At 35.9% G+C, this 20,786-nt stretch carries 17 protein-coding genes and 1 pseudogene; 10 read left to right on the top strand and 8 right to left on the bottom strand.

Annotation, left to right across the window (positions count from 1 at the left end):
• From EZ449_RS11635 to EZ449_RS11665, 7 genes are all read right to left on the bottom strand, one after another.
• Nucleotides 1-639: a vWA domain-containing protein gene (locus EZ449_RS11635; protein WP_131558867.1), complete on the bottom strand. Its 639-nt coding sequence runs from the start codon at nt 637-639 to the stop codon at nt 1-3.
• Between the two features lie 4 nt (nt 640-643).
• Nucleotides 644-1,075 (bottom strand): hypothetical protein, encoded by a 432-nt coding sequence (locus EZ449_RS11640; protein ID WP_131558869.1) that lies wholly within the window; start codon nt 1,073-1,075, stop codon nt 644-646.
• Nucleotides 1,075-1,734: a TerD family protein gene (locus tag EZ449_RS11645; RefSeq protein ID WP_131558871.1), complete on the bottom strand. Its 660-nt coding sequence runs from the start codon at nt 1,732-1,734 to the stop codon at nt 1,075-1,077. Before EZ449_RS11645 ends, EZ449_RS11640 begins: the two co-directional genes overlap by 1 nt.
• 14 nt (nt 1,735-1,748) lie before the next feature.
• A complete protein-coding gene (locus tag EZ449_RS11650; RefSeq protein WP_131558873.1) occupies nt 1,749-2,300 on the bottom strand; it encodes a TerD family protein in 552 nt (183 codons plus the stop codon).
• Between the two features lie 67 nt (nt 2,301-2,367).
• Nucleotides 2,368-3,033, bottom strand: a complete 666-nt coding sequence (locus tag EZ449_RS11655) for a TerD family protein (protein WP_131558875.1) — start codon at nt 3,031-3,033, stop codon at nt 2,368-2,370.
• A 15-nt stretch (nt 3,034-3,048) separates the two neighbouring features.
• Entirely contained in the window at nt 3,049-3,624 is a 576-nt protein-coding gene (locus EZ449_RS11660) for a TerD family protein (protein WP_131558877.1), read from the bottom strand.
• Nucleotides 3,625-3,951: 327 nt separating this feature from the next.
• Nucleotides 3,952-5,520: a L,D-transpeptidase family protein gene (locus tag EZ449_RS11665; protein WP_394347139.1), complete on the bottom strand. Its 1,569-nt coding sequence runs from the start codon at nt 5,518-5,520 to the stop codon at nt 3,952-3,954.
• Nucleotides 5,521-5,791: 271 nt separating this feature from the next.
• Here EZ449_RS11665 and hisG point away from each other — a divergent pair, with 271 nt between their 5' ends.
• The 10 genes and pseudogenes from hisG (at nt 5,792) to EZ449_RS11710 (ending at nt 14,920) form a co-directional block, all read left to right on the top strand.
• Nucleotides 5,792-6,643, top strand: coding sequence for an ATP phosphoribosyltransferase (gene hisG, locus EZ449_RS11670; RefSeq protein ID WP_131558881.1), 852 nt, complete (start codon nt 5,792-5,794; stop codon nt 6,641-6,643).
• Between the two features lie 59 nt (nt 6,644-6,702).
• Nucleotides 6,703-8,016, top strand: coding sequence for a histidinol dehydrogenase (gene hisD / locus EZ449_RS11675; RefSeq protein WP_131558884.1), 1,314 nt, complete (start codon nt 6,703-6,705; stop codon nt 8,014-8,016).
• A 73-nt stretch (nt 8,017-8,089) separates the two neighbouring features.
• Nucleotides 8,090-9,130 carry a histidinol-phosphate transaminase gene (gene hisC / locus EZ449_RS11680; protein ID WP_131558886.1) on the top strand — a complete coding sequence of 347 codons (1,041 nt, stop codon included), beginning with the start codon at nt 8,090-8,092 and terminating at the stop codon, nt 9,128-9,130.
• Between the two features lie 3 nt (nt 9,131-9,133).
• A complete protein-coding gene (gene hisB, locus EZ449_RS11685; RefSeq protein WP_131558888.1) occupies nt 9,134-10,267 on the top strand; it encodes a bifunctional histidinol-phosphatase/imidazoleglycerol-phosphate dehydratase HisB in 1,134 nt (377 codons plus the stop codon).
• Nucleotides 10,268-10,606: 339 nt separating this feature from the next.
• Entirely contained in the window at nt 10,607-11,200 is a 594-nt protein-coding gene (gene hisH, locus EZ449_RS11690) for an imidazole glycerol phosphate synthase subunit HisH (protein WP_131558890.1), read from the top strand.
• Between the two features lies 1 nt (nt 11,201).
• Entirely contained in the window at nt 11,202-11,951 is a 750-nt protein-coding gene (gene hisA / locus EZ449_RS11695; RefSeq protein WP_131558892.1) for a 1-(5-phosphoribosyl)-5-[(5-phosphoribosylamino)methylideneamino]imidazole-4-carboxamide isomerase, read from the top strand.
• Nucleotides 11,952-12,059: 108 nt separating this feature from the next.
• Nucleotides 12,060-12,392 (top strand): annotated as a pseudogene (locus EZ449_RS23070) (endonuclease domain-containing protein); the annotation flags it as partial.
• 54 nt (nt 12,393-12,446) lie between these two features.
• Entirely contained in the window at nt 12,447-13,199 is a 753-nt protein-coding gene (gene hisF, locus EZ449_RS11700; RefSeq protein ID WP_225872302.1) for an imidazole glycerol phosphate synthase subunit HisF, read from the top strand.
• A gap of 160 nt (nt 13,200-13,359) precedes the next feature.
• Complete coding sequence (hisIE, locus tag EZ449_RS11705; RefSeq protein WP_131558894.1) at nt 13,360-13,962, top strand: bifunctional phosphoribosyl-AMP cyclohydrolase/phosphoribosyl-ATP diphosphatase HisIE; 603 nt, start codon at nt 13,360-13,362, stop codon at nt 13,960-13,962.
• Nucleotides 13,963-14,020: 58 nt separating this feature from the next.
• On the top strand, nt 14,021-14,920 hold the full coding sequence (locus EZ449_RS11710) for a WD40 repeat domain-containing protein (RefSeq protein ID WP_131558896.1): 900 nt from the start codon (nt 14,021-14,023) through the stop codon (nt 14,918-14,920).
• A 19-nt stretch (nt 14,921-14,939) separates the two neighbouring features.
• Here the strand turns inward: EZ449_RS11710 and EZ449_RS11715 are convergent, their stop codons facing one another.
• Nucleotides 14,940-20,756 carry an alpha-2-macroglobulin family protein gene (locus EZ449_RS11715; RefSeq protein WP_131558899.1) on the bottom strand — a complete coding sequence of 1,939 codons (5,817 nt, stop codon included), beginning with the start codon at nt 20,754-20,756 and terminating at the stop codon, nt 14,940-14,942.
• Between the last annotated feature and the right edge of the window lie 30 nt (nt 20,757-20,786).

The following is a 20,786-nucleotide window of genomic DNA, read 5'->3' on the forward strand; positions in this document are numbered from 1 at the left end:
TTAAACTACAATATTTAATTCAGATGGTGGTGGTGGAAGTTCTTTAAGTAAACTGATTTCTTTGCCTGCATCCTCAACCTTGGTAGAAGTTACACCAATTGATGCTGTTACCCATTGAAAAAACTTGCCAATACTTGCCGAATCCGCGGTATCTAAGCTCACCACATTCTCAGTTATTTGCTTTAGAACGGCCGTATCAGCTCCAGATCCTGCTGCACAAGCAACTGTAAAAGCAACTTTTTGACGCTTAAATTCGTTCAACCCAGGCAACCAATCATCGGTGGGTACACCATCCGTCATAATAAAAACCAAAGGCTTCCAATCGCCTTTTTGTTCGGTTGTGGTTTTCATTACCTCATTCTCAATTCTATTGGAAACCAACTTTAGCGCCTCGCCCAAAGCGGTAACGCCCGTGGCCTTAATATCGACCATTTGAAATGATGCCAGATCGGTTAATGGAATAATTTGCTGCGCCACATTATCAAAAGTAATTACGCTTAAAAAAGCGGTTTCAATAGCCTGCGGGTTTTGCCTCAAGGAACTGATCATTACCTGAACACCGTTTTTTACAGCCTCAATGGGCTCTCCACTCATCGAACCCGATGTATCTAACAAAAGGTAAACTGGTAATCTTCTCATATTTTTATTGAGGAATATTATAAGTGTTGGTATTTTCGTTATTTGAGGCTGGAATATTGTAAGGACTTCCGCCGTTATTTTGCCCTGGAATGTTATAGCTCGTACCCGTTCCGTAAGTTGGATCGTTCTGATTAATGTGGGCCAAAATTTCTGCTGTATAATCTTTTCCACCACTCAAAATAGTGTAAATATTTCCAATAGTGTACACGGGGCCCCATGGAATGCCCCACCAACCTAGAAAAAAGTTGGTAAATAAATGCCCCAAACCTGGTGTAATTCTGCTTTTTCCGGGATGAATAAAATGAAAATCAGATGGATTATTAAAGGTCATTAAGATTATGGATATGCAATATTTATACATCACAAATTTTCCACCTTGTGCTACCAAACTTCTAATTTGATCGCCAGATAAACCCTCTATATTTTGAATGTTCATTATAGATAGGATTTAATGATCAAATGAATAGTTTGCCCTAAAAAAGTATCAGCCGTTGGATCGCCAATGGCATCGAATTTCCATTCATCATTACGTTTGTAAAGCTTACCCATAATTATGGCTTTTTTACCCGCATAACTCGATTCTGAAGATACATTATAAGATGCAAAAACTTCTTTTACCTGCGTTGGCGTTCCCTCGTACATTCTAATTTTGGAATAAGGAATTTGAGAAAAATCTTCTTTACCCACGTTATTTAAAAAGAAGAAGATTTTAGAGACCTTTGGATCAATTTTCGATAAATCAACTGTAATAATCTCATTGTCTAATCCATCATCACCGCCAGAATCGCCTTGCAAATCATCTCCTGTATGCCTTAAAGCACCATCTAAAGAAACTAACTTTCCTTTTGGCAAACCAAATTGTTGCAAAAAATCGATATTATAAAGTGGCGAATAAATGTGATCGCACAGGTTATTGTTCTCATCAATTAAAATGCAACTTAGATCTAAATCCACACTTTGTTTGTTGGTTGATAATCCCAAAAAACCCTTGGTTTCTATCGCACCCCAATTTACACCTACACAAAAACTGGTTAAAGTTGCTCCAGTCTCTTTACGAAGATCGATTTTTTGCCCTTTTGATAAATTAATTGCCATTATTTAGTTCAGTTTTAGTTATACTTATTCAAGAAAAATTCAAGTCCGTCTTTCATTCCTACGCCAACAGCCTCAAATTTCCATTCATTATTGCGTTTGTAAATTCTTCCAAACTCTACCGCCGTTTCTATAGAGAAATCTTCCTCCAGTTCATATTTAAGGATTTCATTTTTAGTACCATCGAATATTCTGATGTAAGAATTTCTGATTTGTCCGAAGTTTTGTCTTCTATTTTCTGCATCGTGAACAGTTACCACAATACATATTTCTGCTGCTCCAGCACCAATTTTTGAAAGATCTACCTTAATTTGCTCATCATCTCCATCGCCATCACCAGTTAAATTATCACCAGTATGTTCTACTGCGCCATCTGGTGTTTTTAGGTTGTTGTAGAACACAAAGTGTGCATCAGACAATAATCTTTTATTCTCTCCTAAAACAAAAATTGAAGTGTCTAAATCGAAGCTGCTGCCTGTAGATGCGCTGTTGGTATCCCAACCGAGTCCTATTGTAAATTGTGGGGCACTAATTGCCTCCCTTTGTCCTTTTTGCAGGTTAATTGCCATATTTGGTTATTTTTTTTAATGGATGATATTCTCTTTTAAATCAATAACATCCATTTATATTAATGTTTTAGTTTGCGTATTTCTTCAAAACCTCTAAGAAACTATCAGTTTGATGAGGTTCTCCAATTGCCCTGAATTTCCAACCCCCATCTTTACGATAAGCCTCAGCGAAAACCATGGTACACATGCCATTTAAAGAGGCATCGCCAGAAAGGCTATAACGTGTTATTTCCTTTCCATTGGCATCTACAGCACGAATGAAAGCGTTTTCTACCATGCTAAAATGTTGGTTATTTTGTCTTCCCTGATAAATGGAGACTACAAAAATGATCTTTTGATAAATGTTGTCCAGCGCATCTAATTTCACGATAATCTGCTCATCGTCTCCATCACCTGCGCCAGTTCTATTGTCGCCAGTTAGCCAAATATTTCCCGATGGATGGCGCATGGAATTGAAGAAAATAACATCGCCCTCAAAGAGACCGATTTGTCGCCCGTTTTGATTTACCGTTCTGCCTAAATTCATGATTTTATCATTACCATCAAGCAAGAAAGCAATGGCATCGAGATCAAACTCTTCTTCTTTAGCACCAAAAAGCTTACCTAAAAACCCAGTTTTTGCTTGTCGAACATCCCATCCCAAACCCATGGTAACTTTTGATAAATCGAAAGATTCACCTTTATCATTTTTACGAAGATCAATAGTTTGACCTTTTACTAAATTTATTGCCATACAGAGCGTTATTAGTTATTTTATAATTTGACCTTTGAAATATTTAGAGAGGAAAAAAGATAAATCTTCGCGGTAGCCAATGCCTGAGGCTTCAAATTTCCATTTGCCTTCGCGTTTGTACAGTCTGCCGAATTCAACGCCTGTTTCTATAGAAAAATCTTCTCCAAGCTCGTATTTTGCTACTTCCTCGCCACTATTGTCATCCACAATACGGATGTAAGAATTTCTTACCTGTCCATAATTTTGTTTGCGTGTAATGGCATCATGAATGGTTACCACAAAAAGAATTTCTTGAATATTGGCATCAACCTTCGATAAATCAACCTGAATGCTTTCATCATCTCCGGTAGCGCTATTTCCACCAGTTGGATCATCGCCCGTGTGGTGTAGGGCCTGATCTGGAGAATCTGTATTGCCATAGAAAATAAAATATTCTTCAACTGGAATTAAGCGATTAGAATCGATCATAAATGCTGAAGCATCTAAGTCGAAATCAAAGCCCGTTCCCTCATTCGGATCCCAGCCCAAACCAACAGTAATTTTGGATAATCCAATATCGATTTTTTGCCCTTTTTGTAGATTAATAGCCATTGTTAAAATTAATTTTTAAATATATTGTTTAAAAAAAATGAGATGTAGAAATTCCTGTATTGCATTTACAACGCAAATAAAAGACAGACAAAAGCTGCAACAGCAATCCATAAAGAAATGCAGGCAATTTTTATCTTAAATAATAGGGATATGTGAATGGCTACAGCGATCAGGATTGAGCGTTAATTTTATATCCTGCAACCCGTTTTATTTGTTTAAATGTTTATTAACAAATATATTATTTTGGAATTTAAATCCAAATTTGATTTCTATAAATTTGATATGTGGCCGTAACTATCGTAGGCCAATCAAAGCGAATCATAATTTTTATAATCTAAATTTTTTCATAGCCACCCAAAGTTTATCATCCATTTGGTAAACGTCAGGGCGATATTCTATTTTGTCGTTTTGCGACCAAGCGGTAAAATAGGTAATAATTAGTGGAACAGCTTTCTTTGGACCAAACCAAGCTGGTTTCAATTGGAATGATTTTGTAGTATCTGCCTTTGCAGCCATGCGCTTTTTATACCATTTATTGTGCGTGCTATCCACTGGCGGCAAATCTACTTCGGCCCTTAATTTATCGTAAGTGTAAGTATCGCCCACTAATTTCTCAGCAAATTCCAGCGGTTTTTCGACACGTACACAACCATGACTAATCGCTCTATTGGTTAAATTAAAACCATTTTTATTGTTGGTATCGTGAAGATAAATGCTTGAACTATTATCAAAAATAAACTTGAATTTACCTAGTGCATTACCACCGCCAGAGCCTTGTTTAAATTTGAAAGGTAGTTTATCTCTCGAATATTTATTCCAGTTTATCGTATCGGGCTCTCCAACTAGTTTATCCTTGTAATACACGTTTATATTACTATTAGATAGATAATAACGATCTTTTCTGGCCATCCAATAAATTTCGCTTTGCGCAATACTTACCGGAATATTCCATACTGGATTGGCTTGAATCGAATTAATTTTGCTGAACAACAGCGGTGTTTCGTGGTTTTTGGGTTTATCATCTAGATTTCCAGATTTAGCAAAAGCCTTTAACTTTTCTTCGTAACCATTTTCGCGTTTACCTCCAACGCAAACTTTCATCGAAATCACAGTATCCTGTTTATCAAACCAAGTTAATTTGAAATCGGGAATATTTACCTGAACATAATTTTCGCCAGTTTCTGGCATTTTCCATCGAAAACGTTCCATATTCAATAATAAGATGCGTTTTTCATCAACAGCATCCGTAGCTAAATATGCTGCTTGCAGCGCTTTGTATTGGGTAGATTTGGGTTGAACAGCTCTTAAGGTATCGATTAAACTGGATGATGCCAATAAGCTCACCATCCCAACACTATCCGGACGTTTTACCTTGATATAATATCTAGAAAAGATATTGCGAGGATTTACGACACCATATTTTAAATAATTATTGTAATTTAAGTAGGCATTTGCAGTTAATAATTCAAGCTTTGCTATCACCGAATAACTTTCGTTAACATTTTTGAATTTGTTGGAAGATAAGGTAGACAAAAGGCTTTTTATTTCATCAACCTTAAAAATTTTAGGATTAATACCATGTACCGTACTATTTTGGAGATAGTTAGCCAGAGAATCTAACTCACCAATGGTGTAGAATTTTGTTACAAGCTTTGGCTCGTTAACATTCGATTTGTAAAATGCCTTAATTGTTTTTGGATTGATAAAGTCTTTCGACAAACTGTCCATCGATTTAACGAAAACGCTGTCGTAAGCAGCTGTATCGAAATCTTTATAAATTTTATTTTTGAAATGTTCTGATAAAACCTTTCCAATCTCAGGAGGAGTTTTAAACCAACCACAGCCAGCAACACACAAAACAACAGGGATTATTAGAAAGCGTAAGTTCTTCAACACGTTAAAATTTAATACAAAATAAAATAATGCAATTTTAAAACACGATAAAGGCAAATTAAGTGCCATTATTTTTTGATTTCCCAATTCAAACACTATATTTGCCAACGCTTATCAGCTAACGTATTGATACTGGCATAAATAATTTATGAAATTAACTTTGAACCATCACTTACATTTGCACCATCGCCAATAGGCGATATGATATGTTTGTTTTGTACTTCAAAACTTTTTTTCCGTAAAATTATTTCTTGTTCATTCTATATTCAATACTTTGAAAACACTTAAAATTGCTATCCAGAAATCGGGTAGGTTAAACGAAAAATCCGTTGAAATATTAAAAAATTGTGGTCTTTCTTTCGAAAACTACAAGAGTTCTTTAATATCAACCGTTCAAAATTTTCCATTAGAAATTCTTTTTCTTCGGGATGATGATATTCCTGAATACGTTCAGGATGGCATTGCTGACTTGGGAATTGTTGGGGAAAACGTGATTACCGAAACCCAAGCTGGGGTAGAATATCTACAACGTTTGGGCTTTGGAAAATGCACGCTAAAAATCGCCGTTCAAACAGGCAGTGATATCCAAAAATTAGAGGATTTAAATGGCAAGGCAATTGCTACATCTTACCCTGTAATTCTCGAAAAATTCTTAACTGAAAAAGGAATAAATTCTGATATCAGAACCATTTCTGGTTCTGTAGAAATTGGTCCAGGTTTAGGCTTAAGTGATGCCATTTTTGATATCGTTTCTACTGGCGGAACATTAAAGAGCAATGGACTAAAACCGTTTGCAGATGTGATGCAATCGGAGGCAATATTGATTGGAAATAAATCGATATTGGATAACCCCGAAGTTGCAGAATTACTACAAAGAATTCGTTCGGTTTTAAGCGCCAAGTCAAACAAATATGTGGTACTAAATGTATCAAAAGATAACCTGCAAAAAGTTGTTGATTTGTTGCCGGGTGTTAAAAGTCCAACGGTAGTTCCATTGTTCGAACCGAACTGGGTTGCTGTTCATTCTGTTATTGCAGAGGAAGATTTCTGGGATAAAATTAACAGCTTGAAAGCTGCAGGTGCTGAAGGAATTTTAGTGATGCCAATAGAGAAAATCATCACCTAAAAATTGCTCAAGACGTAGAAATTCATATTAACTATTAGTTAATTTCAAATTATAACACATTGAAAATCTATAAATACAAAGATTTATCTAAATCAAAAATTGAAGAACTGTGTTCGAGACAAATTGAGGACGATAAATTGGTTGAAGAGCGTGTTGCAGGCATCATCGAAACTGTAAAAAATGATGGTGATAAAGCACTCTTTGATTTCGCAAAAGCATTTGATAAAGTAGAGTTAGAAAAACTTTTTTTAGATGCTCAGGATTTAAAGGAGATTGCGTCAACTATTCCTGCTGATGCCAAAAAAGCTATCGAAACTGCATACCAGAACATCAAAACATTCCACCAATCTCAATTAAAAACTGAAGATAAGGTAGAAACTATGCCGGGTGTAGTTTGCTGGCGAGAATCAAGGGCAATTGAAAAGGTTGGACTCTATATTCCAGGCGGTACAGCAGTGTTACCAAGCACTTTTTTAATGCTTGCGACGCCTGCAATTATTGCCGGCTGCAAAGAAATAGTTGTATGTTCTCCGCCTCAAAGTGATGGAAAAACTAACTGCTATTTGGCTTATTGTGCAGTGCTTTTGGGCATTGAGAAAATTTACCTGATCGGAGGTGCACAAGCCATAGCAGCCATGGCTTTTGGAACTGAAACCGTCCCTCAAGTTTACAAGATTTTTGGCCCAGGCAACCGTTATGTAACCACTGCTAAAACAATGGTTCAAAACAAGGTTGCAATTGACATGCCTGCTGGTCCATCAGAGGTTTTAGTGATCGCTGATGAGACTGCTAATCCGTCATTTGTGGCTGCAGATTTACTTGCCCAAGCAGAACACGGAACTGATAGTCAGGCAATTTTGGTTTCTACCTCTAAAGAAATTTTAGAAAAAACACTTTTAGAAATTGAAAATCAGATAGCTATCTTACCAAGAAGGGAAATTGCGGCAAAAGCAATCGAAAATTCTTACGCTATTTTAGTTGAGAATTTGACTTCTGCAATGGATTTTTCGAACGAATATGCTCCTGAACACCTAATTTTGGCAACGGAAAATTTCGAAAGCCTTATCCCAATGATAATCAACGCTGGTTCGGTATTCTTAGGAAATCTTACTCCAGAGGGCGTGGGAGATTATGCCTCAGGAACGAACCATACTTTACCCACAAGTGGCTTTGCTAAAGCTTATTCAGGTGTTTCAACTGATGCTTTCCTTAAAAAAATAACCTTTCAACACCTATCATCCAAAGGATTAAAAAACATCGGCAATACTGTTGAAACGCTTGCAGCAGCAGAGGGCTTGCAGGCACACAAAAATGCAATTACGATTAGAAGAAGCTGGAAGTCCGAAAGTCTGAAGACCGATGATAAAAAGTAGTCTATAACAATATAATAATAAATAATATCATCCGACTTTCGGACTGCCGACATCGGACTTTTACCCTTTGAACATGGATATTAACGATTTAGTTAGAGAAAATATAAAAAACCTTAAACCGTACTCTACAGCCAGAGATGAGTTTAAGGGACAAGCGTCTGTATTTTTAGATGCGAACGAGAACAGTTATGGTTCCCCCCTACCTGCAAATTATAACCGCTATCCCGACCCTTTGCAATTGGATTTGAAAGATGCTATCAGCAAAATTAAAGGTGTTCCGATTGAAAATACCTTTTTAGGTAACGGTAGTGATGAGGCAATCGATTTGTTATTTCGTGCTTTTTGTAACCCCGGAAAAGACAACGTAATTGTGCTACCGCCAACGTATGGAATGTATGAGGTTTCAGCCAATATTAACGATGTTGAAATTCGCAAAGTTAGCTTGCTGCCGAACTTCCAATTAGACATGGAAAAAATTGCAGAAACGATTGATAAAAACACGAAATTAATATTCATTTGTTCGCCGAATAACCCGACAGGAAATTCGATAAATCGTGAAGATATTGAAACGATTTTGGCCAACTTTAAAGGCATCGTTGTGGTTGATGAGGCCTACATAAATTACGCCCGTCAGAAGACCTTTATTCAGGAGTTAACCGAGTACGCAAACCTGGTTGTTTTGCAAACTTTTTCTAAGGCTTGGGGGCTTGCTGCTTTGCGTTTGGGCATGGCTTTTTCTTCGAGAAAAGTTATTGATGTTTTGAACAAAATTAAGCCACCTTATAACATCAATCAGGCTACACAAGATTTAGCTTTTGAGGCGCTAAAAAACATCGCACAAGTTAATGATTGGATTAAAGAATCTGTTGCCGAAAGAGAACGACTTTCTATCGATTTAAATGCATTGGATATCGTTACAAAAGTTTATCCATCAGATGCGAATTTTATATTAGCCGAAGTTACCGATTCTACTAAAATTTACGACACTTTGGTTGATGAGGGAATCATTGTTCGCGACCGTTCGAAAGTTACTTTGTGTGAGGGTTGCTTAAGAATAACTGTGGGTACCAAAGAAGAAAATGATAAACTGTTAACCATTCTGAAAAATTTTTAAAAGATGAAGAAAGTATTATTTATAGATCGCGACGGAACTTTAAATATTGAGCCGGATGATGAGCAGGTAGATAGCTTTGCGAAACTAAAATTTTATCCCCGTTCCATTTATTACCTTTCGAAAATTGCGGCGGAAATGGATTATGAATTGGTAATGGTCACCAATCAGGATGGATTGGGAACACCATCAAATCCTGAAGAAAATTTTTGGCCAATTCATAATTTCATGTTAGATACTTTTACTGGTGAGGGTGTAAATTTTAGCGAAATCATAATCGACAGAACTTTTGCAAAAGACAACGCACCAACCCGCAAGCCTGGCACGGGTTTGCTAACAAAATATTTTAGCGGAGATTACGACTTGAAAAACTCATACGTTATTGGCGATAGATTAAACGATGTAGTATTGGCTAAAAATTTAGGTGCAAAAGCAATTTTTCTTCGTCAGAATGATGCACTTGGTTCTACCGAAGCTTTAGATAAACATGAAACTTTGTTGGATATAATCATTCTGGAAACACAAAAATGGGAAGATATTTACAACCTGCTCAAGGCTGGTAGTAGAAAAATTCATCATGTTCGTAAAACCAATGAAACGGATATCACCATCAATATAGATTTAGATGGAACAGGAAAAGCTAAAATCGAAACAGGTTTAAATTTCTTCGACCACATGCTCGACCAAATCGCCAGACATGGAAGTGTAGATTTAGAAATCATTGCCAAAGGCGATTTAGATATTGATGAACATCACACCATTGAAGATACCGGAATTGCGCTTGGCGAGGCATTTGCCAAAGGTTTAGGTAACAAGTTAGGTATTGAGCGTTATGGTTTTTGCTTACCAATGGACGATTGTTTAGCCCAAGTTGCTATCGATTTCGGAGGTAGAAACTGGATAGTTTGGGATGCTGGATTTAAACGCGAAAAAGTTGGTGATATGCCTACTGAAATGTTTTATCACTTCTTCAAATCTTTCAGTGATGCTGCAAAATGCAATTTGAATATTAAAGCCGAGGGCGATAATGAACATCATAAAATTGAGGCTATCTTTAAGGCTTTCGCCAAGGCGATAAAAATGGCGATAAAACGTGATGCGGAGAAAATGGTGTTGCCGAGTACAAAGGGTGTTTTGTAAGATTTAAGAGAAAAATGGATGATGGAACTTGTTTCAGGAGCTCATCGTCATTTCGACCGAAGCGGAGAAATCTTTGAACAGGTAAAGAAAACTGTTGTTAAATAAACCCGATAGCAGTGGAAAGTTTTTAATCTCTGTCATTCTGAGGCACGAAGAATCTGTTTCATCGGTGGCAGATGCTTCGTACCTCAGCATGACAGCATTTACAGGGTTGCTGCAAATTAAAAAACTTGGAACGAATAGCGGGACTACAGAGGCATTGAAAAACTGACATTCGTTTTCAAATTTATTAAAAAGCATCGTGTCTTGATACTCGATACTAAATACTTGATACTAATTATGATTGGAATAGTAAACTACGGCGCTGGCAATATTTTCTCCTTAACTTCCGCTTTAGAGCGTTTAAATTTACAATACGGCATGGTAAACACCGAGGCTGATTTAGAGAAATATAGTCACATTATCATCCCAGGCGTTGGTCATGCAGGTTCCGCAATGGAAAAACTGAAACATACTGGATTAATTCATGCAATTAAAGCCCTTCAGAAACCAGTTTTAGGAATCTGCGTGGGCATGCAATTAATTACTGAGCATTCGGAAGAGGGTGACGCAGCTTTATTAGATATCGTTCCAGTGAAGACAAAGAAATTCGATAAGTCGCTGAATATCAAAATCCCACACATGGGATGGAATGCGATTCAGCATAAAAACAATTCACTATTCGAGGGTGTTGAAGATAATGCACAATTTTACTTTGTTCATTCGTACTTTATTGAATATAACCCTACTTTTGACATCGCCTCTGCCAATTACGGAATAAAATTTTCGGCAGCGGTACAAAAAGACAACTTTTACGGCGTTCAGTTCCACCCCGAAAAATCGGGCAAAGCTGGCGAACAGATATTAAAAAATTTTTCAAACTTAAGCTTATAAAATGTACATAATTCCTGCTATTGATATTTTGGATGGAAAAGTTGTTCGCCTACGTGAGGGTGATTATAACCAGAAAACTGAATACGATGTTTCTATTGCTGACATGATAGAAAAATACCGCTCAAATGGAACAGACTTCATCCATATTATTGATTTGAATGGCGCTAAAGGTGATTTCAGTAACCAGAAATCACTTTTCGAAATCATTAAAAAAACCGAAATGAAAGTGCAATACGGAGGGGGAATCCGTACAATTGAGCAAGTAACAAATTTACTTGATGCGGGAATTCATCGTGTTATTGTGGGTACTCAAGCGATTACCAATCCCGATTTCTTACAGCAATTAAGTGAGGCTTTTGCAAAAAAAGATAACTACGCTAATCGTATTGTTATTGCCATTGATGTTTTGGATGAAGTGATTAAATATTCAGGCTGGATGGAAAGTTCGCCAATTAAGCTAATGGATTACGTTGACAAATGTTTAGCACTTGGTTTTTTCCGTTTCTTATGTACGGATATCAGCAAAGATGGCAAATTGGGTGGTGCGGCAATTGATTTATATAAAAAACTGTTGGAACATTCGCCTATGATTAAATTAATTGCCTCTGGTGGTGTAAGCTCAATGGAAGATATTTACGAATTAGCTAAGTTTCCAATTAGAAGTGTTGTGGTTGGAAAAGCGATTTATGAGGATAGAATTACTATTGAAGAGATTAAAGAATGGAATTTGAAAGCTTTGACAAGCATATAACCCCCCAGCCCCCTAAAGGGGGAGCTAATAACATGATGGAAAAGCATAGTTAAGATGACTTACAGCCTTGATGATGATTTTGAGTTTTTGCAATTCAACGAACCTAAAATGTTTTATGGCGAATCGAATATTATTTTCGAAAATGCTAAGCAATTAAGAAACCGATTAACGGAATCTGAAAAATTACTCTGGGAGCATTTAAATGAGAAGAAGCTAGGTGTTAAATTTAGACGCCAACATCCAATTTCATTTTACATTGCTGATTTTTATTGCCATGAAGTTAAGCTTATAATCGAACTTGATGGAAGTATTCATAACCTAAGAGAAAATATTGAGAACGATTTTGAAAGACAAAAATTATTAGAAAGCCTTGGAATAAAAGTAATCAGATTTAAAAACAACGAACTCTATAAAAATTTAAATCAAGTTTTGGAAAAAATAAAGCAAACCATACAAGAACGTACTGCAGTTCCCCCTTTAGGGGGCGGAGGGGGTTTGAGTAAAAGAATAATCCCTTGTCTTGACGTAAAAGATGGCCGCACAGTTAAAGGAATCAACTTTGTAGATTTACGTGATGCTGGCGACCCTGTAGAATTGGCTGCCCAATATGCACAGCAAGGTGCCGATGAATTGGTTTTTTTAGACATTACTGCAACTCACGAGCGTAGAAAAACAATGATTGAAATGGTTAAATCAGTTGCTCGTCAGCTGAATATTCCTTTCACCATTGGCGGTGGGATAACAGAACTTGCAGACGCAGAGGCTTTGTTAAATGCTGGCGCAGATAAAATCAGCATCAATTCTGCAGCAGTTAGAAATCCGAAGCTAATTGAAGAATTGGCAAAAGCTTTTGGTGTTCAATTTGTGGTTTTAGCAGTTGACACTAAATTTGTTGATGGCAGAAACATGGTTCACCTAAATGGTGGAAGATTAATTACCGAACTAGAAACTGAAATTTGGATTAAACAAGCGGAGGATTTAGGTGCAGGAGAAATTCTGCTAACTTCAATGGACCACGACGGCACAAAAGCAGGTTTCGACTGTGATTTACTGTATAAAGTAAACCAAATGATAAACATCCCCATTATTGCATCAGGTGGCGCCGGAAACATGCAACATTTTACAGATGTTTTTCAAAAAGCAAATGTTGATGCTGCACTAGCTGCATCGGTATTTCACTACGGAGAAATTTTAATCCCAGATTTGAAACAGGAATTGAAAAGGAATAATATTCCTGTTAGGATATAAATAAGTCCGGAATCGTGAGTCTTTAGTCGTGAGTCCATTTATTTGCAGTACAATAATTAACTCGTCATTGCGAGGCACGAAGCAATCTTACTACAATGGGTTTTTATAGCATATGCTTTAAGATTGCTTCGTGCCTTGCAATGACGAAAAAGAAACGAAAATGAATATTGAAACATCATCTCTTGATTGGGATAAAACAGCTGGCTTACTTCCTATAATCATCCAAGACCACAAAACTTTAGAGGTTTTAATGCTTGGTTACATGAATGCTGAAGCATTTGAGAAAACACAAACTGAAAGGAAAGTAACGTTCTATTCTCGCTCTAAAAATCGCCTTTGGACTAAAGGTGAAGAGAGTGGTAATTTTCTTTTTGTTAAATCTATTCATATTGATTGTGATAACGACACCATCTTGATAAAAGCCGATGCCGTTGGACCAACTTGCCACACCGGTAGTAGAAGTTGTTTTAAAACAGATTACAATCAGAATTTTATTTTTGAGCTAGAAAACATCATAACTGATAGATACGAAAACCCAGTTGAGGGTTCTTACATCAACAAAATGCGCAGCAAAGGCTTAAACAAAATTGCTCAAAAAGTTGGCGAAGAGGGCGTTGAAACGGTTATCGCAGCACTTGCTGAAACCGAAGAAGAACTTATTGGAGAAGCCTCAGATTTAATTTTTCACTTGCTGTTTTTATTGAAAGAGAAAGGTTTATCTATTCAAGATATTGCTAAAAATTTAGAGAAGAGACATCAATAAGGTAGAAAGTGAAAAAACGTGGGTCGACAACCTTGTCCTAAACCTAAATCATGCAAAAATGCTGAATCATTTAAAAACCCTTTCAGGCCACCAAAACCCTGTTTATGCTTTAGCCAATTCTGATAAGGATGGAATATTTTTTAGTGCCGGTAATGATAAAGGAGTTGTAGAATGGTCATTAAAGAAAATGGCATTTGTAATGGTAAAAATGCCTGTGCAAAGTTCTGTTTATTGTCTTCATAACTATAATAATCAATTATTTATTGGCGAAAGAAGCGGTGCTTTTAGTGTTTACGATTTTAATGAGCAGAAAGTAATTGCCAGAGTCAACGCCCATACCAAACCCATTTTCAATATTCAAACCGTTAAAAGCAAGAACGAACTTTTAACAACAGGTGAAGATGGTTCTGTAGCGGTTTGGTCGCTTAACGATTTCACAGAAATTTACCGTTTTCAGGCAGCTTACGATACAGTCCGGGCAATCGCAATTTCGCCCGATGAAACTGAAGTCGCTTTCGGTTGCAAAGACCATCTAATCAGAATTTACAATCTTTCTGATTATAGCTTGAAATCAAAATTAGAAAGTCATTCCTTACCTGTTACCTCATTAGCTTATCATCCAACAGGGAAATATCTAATTTCAGGCAGTAGAGATGCACAACTAAAAATCTGGAATTTATCTAATTATGAACTTAGGGAAACCATTCCAGCACACCTATTTACGGTTTATGACATTGCTTTCCATCCTACTCTACCGTATTTTGCAACGAGCAGTCAAGACAAAAGCATTAAAATTTGGGATGCCGAAAACTTCAAACTCTACAAAATTCTAAGCTTGGAGAAAGCTGGAATTGGTCATACACATTCCATTAATAAAATTATTTGGAGTAACGATGGAAAGTATTTAATTTCTACGGGAGATGATAGGCAGGTGATGGTTTGGGAGATGGAGGGTTAAATTCCAACTCTCATAATAACTAGTTAATCCCCACTTTCTTCATTCCCTCCCTACCATAAAATACTGGAAAATACATCATTTCTGCTTTAGCTGGATTTAAGACGTATGAGCCTGAATATCTAGGCATTAAATCAATTTCAAAAGTATATTTCCCTTTCTTCAATTTAGTGCAGAAGATGGAAGTTTTATTCTTATAATATTCACGATGTGTTTCTATGCCCCAAAAATTTTGAACCTTGTTTTCATAAGAGCAACCTGCAGGAATAGGGATCTCTATCATCACATAATCGGCATCTGCTCGAACATTAACTTCAACCTTTAAGGTTGTTAATGTTCCTGCCTTGAGTTTATTTACCGTATTTCTGTTTTGAACGAAAGAGCTACTCACCGTAAAATCTTTATTAACTTTTTCTGGTTTTGGGTTTTGAAACTGCTGATAGGCTGTAAAGTAAATTGGCATTTTTCCATTTTTCGTTAGCTTAACGTCATCAATATTTTCTATAACCATATCATAAGGAAAAGTAGAAATGGTTTCGTCGTTTAATTTTAAATATGCGGGTTCTGCCTTTTTGTTTTCTGTTAGCATTTCAGGCAAAATTGTCTCCAAAATTAAGGAGGATTCAAAAGTATTTCGCCATTGCCCATCTCTACGTTGCTCAAGAAAATATAGTGCAATTTTTTCCAATTCATTTTTATTGTTCCCTGCATTTTTTAACACCTTGTAAGCCAATAACGTGTTTTGTATGCTGTTATCCCAGAAACGAATACTTTCTTCACCCCAATAAATATTGCCAAACATGGTTTGTTTTTTAATAGCCAATAAAGAATCAACATCGATTTTAATTCCAGCAAGTTGCTTTAATTCCATCAATTCCAATCGCTCATATAAGCTTGGTTTGTTCTCCGTCTTTCTTTTTGCAAAAGCTAAAACCCAATCTTTTACGTAATACTTATCATTCAGTAAATGTAAAAGCTTAATCGTTTGCACTTGGTTGTAGCTGGTATCATCAGTTAATTTGCTGATTAAATAGGTATATAAAGTTTGCTTGTTCAAATCAACTTTATAGCCTTGTTTTTCTGCTTGTAGCAACGCCTCAACCACATGTAAGCTGATCCAAATCTGTTCATCACTGTTTTGCCACCAACCCCAGGTTCCTTGCGGTTTTTTGGTTTGCTGTAATTTTTTAAGGATGAACACAATATCTTTTTCACGAGTAAAAGGCTCAGTTAAAAATTGACGAACACGCTTTTCTAACAGTAAGGATTTCAACTTGGAAGCCAGTTGTTCGTTACACAAATACTCGTAGTTGCGCAATTTGGTCATCTCATCCAACAAGGTTGGGAACACCGAGGATTCCGCTCTTAAAGTAACCTTACCCAAATTTTTATCAAAAGAATAATTAATGGAAGTATCGCGAAGCAAGGCTGAAAAATATCCTTTTGTCTCCTTTACTCCTTGTTCAAAAACAGGAATTTTCCTAACCTCACCATCAAAATATCCATTTTCCTGCTTAAGTGTATATTCAAAATTCAAACTATCTCTGCCTTTAACAGCAATAGAAATGGTATCGATATGAGCATTTTTAAATTTAACATTTGTATTTCTCATTTCCTTTCCATTATAACTGAACTTACGGTTTACGATTTCTTCGAAAGGCGTATAATTCATCAATTTACCAATCACATTAATGCTATCGCCATTTACAGCAAACAATGGGGATACAAAGTTGGCGCTCAGCGATTTAAAAGATTTTATAAATGTTTCCGTTATACCCGATTGCTTTCTGCCGTTTATAGCGATTACTCTAACTTTCCAATTCGTAATATCATCAGGAAACTTTACTGAAAACTTTGCCGTTCCCGTATCATCAGTAATCAATTTTGGTTGCCAAAATCCCTCGTCAGAGAAATTAGTCCTCATGGTTTGTTGCTGCGAAACCAATTCTCCAGCCAAATTTATAGCAGAACTGCCTTTTTTTGTTTTGATGATAATTACCCCGTTTGCAGCTTTAGAGCCATAAATAGCAGTTGCATCTGTGGCATTTAATACTTCCATATTAGCGATATCATCAGCGCTTAACGAAGCCAAATCTCCAGAAAAAGGCACACCATCAACAATTATAATTGGTTTTTGTGTTCCAGTTAAAGATGCCGAACCTCTAATGCGAATCATATCTCCATTGGTAATGCTTACGCCAGCTGCACGGCCAGATAAGGATTGACTAACTACATTAGATGCACTAGCCGTTAAACTTTGTTTTCTCACCGCTCCATAACCTACAACAACTACTTCGTTTAAAGAATGAGAATCTGATTTCAGTTTTATATCGCCAATGTTTCCATTTTTAGCAGATAGGGTTATTGTTTCGTAACCGATAAAAGAAATTATTACTTTTCCATTTGATGGGATTTTGATTTTAAATTTGCCATCGCTATTACTCGAAGTGAAAACATTCAGTCCGACGATTTTAACAGTAACGCCTGGTATTGCCGATTGATCATCTTCCGCAATAATCCTCCCTTCCATTACGCCAATTAACGAGCTGAGATCGAAGTTTTTTTCGTTAAAAATTTCAACTACTTCATTAGATATTTTTACCGATGGGTAATAATTGTTAGTGCCTTTTACTGTTTTGATGTAGTGATCCAAATTAATGCTAAAATTATCTGCTGCAGCAATTTTAAACTTATCCCATTTATAATAATTGACACCATTAATCTTGATTTTAATATCCTCTGCGGTAAAATATCTATTATCTTTTAGTAAAAACATGATCTTATAATTACCTTTTACAAACGGCGGCCAATAGGTATTGTTACCTGCATAGATTTGAACAAAATCAGGCTCATCTGGCTTGTAAATTATAATATTTTTGATGTACGGCAAGTGATTTGTAAATGCCGTGTCGATACTAAAAATCAATTTGCCGTTATTTCTCGAAGTTACGTTTTGATTTTTAAACAGCTGAGTGGTGTGGCTTCTTAAATCCAGATAATCGTTCCAAATGCTATCAATTTCGCTTTTCTTTAAAGCATACTGTTTGTAATTAACATTTATGCCTGCAGATGATGATAAACTTGTATTAAAGGCGAAAGGGCTATCGTTAGATTTTTGCTTAATTAAACCCTTTGTAAAAGTATAGGTATAACCTGGCTCCTTAATAAAATCCTGATTAAATTCTTCAGTTTTAAGTTCGAGGTAATTTTCTTTTAGCGGGCCGATTAATAAATCCTTACCGTTTGATACATTAGGAGGATAATTAATTAAGACATTAGTGGTATCTGCCCGCACGATAGTTTTCTCTCCATCAAAATTATTTTTAATCTTGAGCATATACCTATTCAGCAAATCGCTTTCTTGTGCGGTTAAAATACTTTCCATTTTAACAACTTCAGGTTTATAATCATTAAAAAGATCGGGCACAAAAGGAAGAAAAGCGTTAATACTTAAAATTGTCTTCTTGCCTTTTGGAATCTCAAATTCTGGAATGGTTACCATTTTATTATAGGTACGTAATCTTATCAAATGTTTGCCGGGTTTTACTTTAAAAGAGTAGCGGGAAAGCTGATCTGATTGATTAAAGAACACAGGAACCTCATCTATATAAACAATATTTACAGGTTCTATTGCACCGTTGGCAACTACAAATGGTGCAATTTGTGTGGTAGTATCATTTGTTGATTCCTGTGTATAATAAACATTCTTCGGATGGGTAAACTTATAATATTCAATGGTATCAAGCCCTAGTTTTTTGCCCCATTTTTGCCAATTGATATCAGTATTTTCACTTAAAGAAACACTTTCTGATTCTAACTGAATATTCTTCTTTTTTCTGGCAAAATAATTTTTTCCGAAACCAGGTATAGCAGGAAAATAATCGTTCTTGAATTTTGAGGTCGTGGCAAATGCCGTTAAATCTGTATTGGAAACCGGTTTATTTTCCAAATCGCTTACCTTAATCAAAACATTAACTTTTTGCCCAGGATAAACCATATCTGGCGCAAACAGTTTTACATTCAGCAGATTTGGATTGTAAAAGGCACTGCTTTCTTGATTAATTTCTTCATCATCCCAATAATAGTTTATTCTAATATGGGCTGCTTGAGCATTTGTATGTTTAAAAGTGGTATCTAAAGCGTTGGTGAAGCCTTTATAAAATATTTTGTTACCAGAAAAAATGGTGTACCAAAACGGCACCTTATGTTCGTTATCAATTACGACCCGCAGCGAATCTCGATTTTGCGTCGCACCTATGCTTAGTTTTGGATCAAAATCCGATAGAGAAATATATTCTTTGGATCCGTTATCTGTCTCCACCAAATAATTATCTGCTTGGAAGTTTATTTTTACGGCCAGCGGCAATTCTACATTAACACTATCTAATTTGATACCCTCTTTGGAGAAAGAAATAATTTTAGCTTTCCTTTTTTCAGATTGATCATTAACGCGATAATCAATGTAAATGCTATCTTTTTTTAATGATGAAATAATTTGAGTCAAAGGCTTTTGCTCCTTTTTATAATCGAAAGACAAATATTTATTATCAGATCGGCTTTCGTTATTGCTATTTCGAAAATCGAATCTCATGGAAAAATTCAAATTTGCTTTTGGGAAAATACTATCTGGTAACACCAATTTTGTTTCACCCACGGGATCCAAATTCATTTCCTTTTTCCATAAAGTATCTGGTACAAAAACCTTTTTATCGCCGTATCCACTTACATTATTGGTTAACATAGTAATTCGCACCCTACCATCAGGCACGGCCAGCTCGTTTTCATCGGTAGCTTTCATAAAGACCGTAATTGGCGATCCTATCTGGTGTTTCTGTTTATCGGTACGCACCGCAAAACTTAAAGATTTAAGCTCATAATCTTCGTAGTTAAAATTGCTGGAAATGACTATTTGATCTTCATTTTTAACTTTTTCTGATAGTGAAATTCGGTAACTTCTATCCAACCTAAGATTTAAACTATCGGCTAATACAAACTGATATTCGTAACCACCATCACGATAAGGCTTTATCGTTGCCAAAAGAATATCCTTATCGTTAAAAAGTTTTACCTGTAATAATTTATTGCTAATGGTTTTCCCTCTATCCGTTAATACGTAAGCCTTGAATTTTACGGTATCCAACGGCTTGTATTTGGGCTTACTAAATACCATAAAACCTATATATTTCGATTTTGCATTGCCATTTTCACGGTGCTTGGTAAAAAGTTTTTTAAAGGGTGTCCAAGTATATTTAATTGGTGATGAATAGGCAAGTTTTCGGAAAAAAGACCAATCCTTTTTATAATTATAAGGTTTATCTTCATCCAATTCGAAAGTAAAAAAGTTAGAAATGCCTTGATAATCTACCTTGATGTAGGTTTCAGATTTTGGTAAAGACGCTTTATAAAGTTGAGCCTTATTATCAAAATGCACCACTTTGCCGTGGCCAATCTCAACTTTATCTGCCTTAATGTAATTCCCTTTTTGATCTGTGAGGTAAAATTGAAACTCTTTTAAGTTGTTGATAAATTGCAGATCAACATTTTTTTCGGGCTTGTAATGATAGTTGATTTTCCCTCTATAGGTATTCAAATAAATATAATTACCGAATGGAAGATTCTTTTTATAGCCTTTATCGGTGTAAAAACTATCAACAAGCGTATGCAGAAAATCTTCACTGAAACCGAGCTTGCCCTTATCGGCAATTTCGGTGGTTTCTTTATCCGTTATTTTATAGATGTAAGTAAAGTAACCCGAATCTTTACTTTGTGACAGTTTTTTTTGGCCAAATCCTTTGAAAGAAAAAATGAGTAGAACGATGAGCATTAAAGGTATCTTCATAAATTTGGTTTTATATGAAGATGCAACTTT

Source organism: Pedobacter frigidisoli (assembly GCF_004331675.1).
GTDB classification, from domain to species: Bacteria; Bacteroidota; Bacteroidia; order Sphingobacteriales; family Sphingobacteriaceae; genus Pedobacter; species Pedobacter frigidisoli.